General features: G+C 62.4%; 3 protein-coding genes. All 3 read right to left on the minus strand.

What is annotated here, in order from left to right; all coding sequences use genetic code 11:
* Positions 1–1,992: DNA topoisomerase (locus tag B5G37_RS14190; RefSeq protein WP_087258898.1), on the minus strand; the 1,992-nt coding region annotated here is incomplete at its 3' end.
* A gap of 131 nt (positions 1,993–2,123) precedes the next feature.
* A complete protein-coding gene (locus B5G37_RS14195) occupies positions 2,124–2,492 on the minus strand; it encodes a hypothetical protein (RefSeq protein WP_087258900.1) in 369 nt (122 codons plus the stop codon).
* The coding region (locus tag B5G37_RS15610; RefSeq protein ID WP_204217952.1) for a hypothetical protein at positions 2,492–2,680 on the minus strand (189 nt) is incomplete at its 5' end. The genes B5G37_RS15610 and B5G37_RS14195, both read right to left, overlap by 1 nt.

The raw sequence follows: 2,680 nt of genomic DNA on the forward strand, positions 1-2,680 counted from the left end.
TCCGAAGAGCTTGAACCCGCACCCGGAAATCTGCTTCCATGTGCCGTCCTCCTGCTTCTCGTTCTTGTTGGAGGAGCAGGCGTAGATGCTGCCGGTCTTCACCACGTCCTGACCGCACAGCGGGCACTTGCCCACCACGGGGTGGGAGCCGCTGCTGATGTGCGCGCCTTGGTAGGCGGTGTCCATGTGCTGGCGGAACACGTTCACCACGTTGTCCTGCAAGCTGTTCACGTTGACCCTGCCGTCGGCGATGTCCTGCTGGATCAGCCACCAGCGGGCGGTCACGTCCGCGCCGCGAATCTCCGGAGGGAGCAGACGGTAGAAGGCGCGGGCCTTCTCGGTGGAACGCACCTTGCCGCCGGTCTCGTCGAGGAAACCACGCTGCTTGAGCTTTTCGATGATCTCCGCACGGGTGGCGGTGGTGCCGATGCCGCCGTGCTCGCCCTTCTTGCCGTCGTCCTTCCGTTTCAGGATGGCCTTGGTCTCCGGGTCCTTCACGTACTTGGCGATGGACGCCATGTCGGCGATGAGGGTGCCTTCCGTGTATGGTTTGGGCGGCGTGGTCTCCTTCTCCGTCACCGTGCAGGAGATTCCGGTGAGGGTGTGGTCCCCCGCGTCCAGCCACGGGTTCCCCGTAGGCGCGTCCTCCTCATTCTCCTCGCCTGCGTGGCCGAAGGTGGCCTTGAAGCCCGCGTCCTTCAATCGCTTGCACACGGCGGTGAAGCTGCCTTCCTCCGTGGTGAAGGTGCTGGTGCTCACGTCGTACCGGGCCGGGGGAAGGAACTGCATGGCGTACCGTTCCACGATGGCCGTGTACACCTTGGCCTCATCCTTGGTCATCTTCTCCACTGGGGCGTCGGCCTCCTGCGGGATGATGCCGTGGTGGGCGGTGACGTTCTTCTCGTTGAACGCCTTGGAGTGGAGGGTGTAGTCCAGCTCCCACGAGACGCCGAGGTTCCGCATGGCCTGCGCCAGCACCGTGGGGGCCTGCGCGTGGTGCTCCTCCTTGAGGTACTGGGAATCGCTGCGGTTGTAGGTGATGGCCTTGTACTTGTCGCGCAAATCCTGCGTGATCTGCTGGGTCTTCGCGGCGGTGAACCCGTACCGGCGGCTCATGTCGGACAGGAGGACCGTCAGGTTGTAGGGCAGGGGCGGGTTCTCCACCTTCTCGGAGAGCACGGTGGTGAACCCCGTGTCGGTGCCGTCCAGCCTGTCCTTGAGGGCGTCCAATGGCTCCCGGTCGAACAGGCGTGTTTCACCGTCCAGCAGCGTCTTGCCGGGCTTGAACTTGAAGGTGACAGGCTCCTGCGCGTCCGTGCAGCCTCCCATGGCGGTCAGCTCGTAGTATTTGCGGGACACATGGTGTTCGATCTCCTCGTCACGGTTGACCACAAGGCCCAAGGTGGGGGTCTGCACACGGCCCACGGTGAACCGTCCGCCGAGCCGCTTGGTGGCGAGCCGGGTTTCGTTCATACCGAAGCAGGCGTCCGCCATCTGCCGCGCGTAGGCGGCTCGACCCGCGTTGCGGCACTCCCCGTTGGGGACCAGCCGCTCGAACGCCTTTTTGATGTTCTTCTCGATGTTGTCGTTCACGTAGACGCGCAGCACCTTGCCCTTGTAGCCGAGGTAGTCCAAGAGTTCGTCCACGATGAGCTGCCCTTCGTCGTCCGGGTCGCCCGCGTGGATCACGCAGTCCGCGTCGGCCAGCAGGCCCCTGATGCGTTCCACCAGATCGTCCTTGCCTTTGGCGGGCTGTTTCGGCCAGTCCGGGATGAGGATGGGCAGCGCGTCGATGCTCCACGGCTCGCCCCACTTCCGGTCCACATGCTCCGGTTCCACCAGTTCCAGCAGATGCCCGGCGCAGGCGACCACCGTATACCCGTTGCCGCTGATGGGCAATGGGGTGGTCTCCGATACCTTCCGTCCGCACATGGCGCGGGCGATGTCCCGGCCCAGCATCGGCTTCTCCGCGATCACCAACTTGTATCCCATATCAATTAGTCCTTCCTGTGTTCCGAAAATTGGGTGCTGCCATTGTCACTTCTGCCCTCATCCATGGCTTGTCTCCTTGCTCTTGATACGCAGAGGGCACCATCTTGGGGCAGGTGCGGCAGGCCGGTATCTCACCATGCACCATTTTGATAGACCTTTCCTTGTCGTACATAGTCGAGACGGCAATCGACGATCGCCTTTTCCAAATCGAAATGCTCCTTGGGAAGCTCCGCCTCCTGCATCTGCGCTTCGAGGCCGTAGCCCAGCCCGTAGTAGAAGAAGAAGTCGTTCTGCTCCTTGGGGAGGAACCTAACGTGGAAGCATTCGGGGGCATCGCCGCGCAGAGGCCATGGCTTGATGAGGGTGTAGCGGATGAGCATGTCCCTCATCCGGTCGATGGTGCCCGTCAGTTCGGGATGGACATACTTGCACAGGTCGATGTAGTGCCAGCACTTGTTCAGCTTCCCCTTGGGGAACTGCTCGATCATGGGGGTCGCCATCAGCGCTCCCCCCTGTCCTGTACACGTTCGGCATCGCCCATGCTGCCAAGTTCCTCACTGGCCTGCCGTGCGTCCTTCGTCTCGGTATTCAACCCGTATGCGGCGCTATCCTTGGATTCCATATTGACTATGCACTGCGGGCGGCGTATAATAATGTTACAGAGGCCGGGATCGACAACGTGGCTCCG

It is taken from the genome of Pseudoflavonifractor sp. An85 (assembly GCF_002161235.1).
Classification (GTDB): Bacteria; Bacillota; Clostridia; order Oscillospirales; family Oscillospiraceae; genus Enterenecus.

What these genes read in the sequence shown, in the direction of transcription:
- B5G37_RS14195 (WP_087258900.1), bottom strand. Translation starts at nt 2,492, where the DNA reads ATGGCGACCCCCATGATCGAGCAGTTCCCCAAGGGGAAGCTGAACAAG.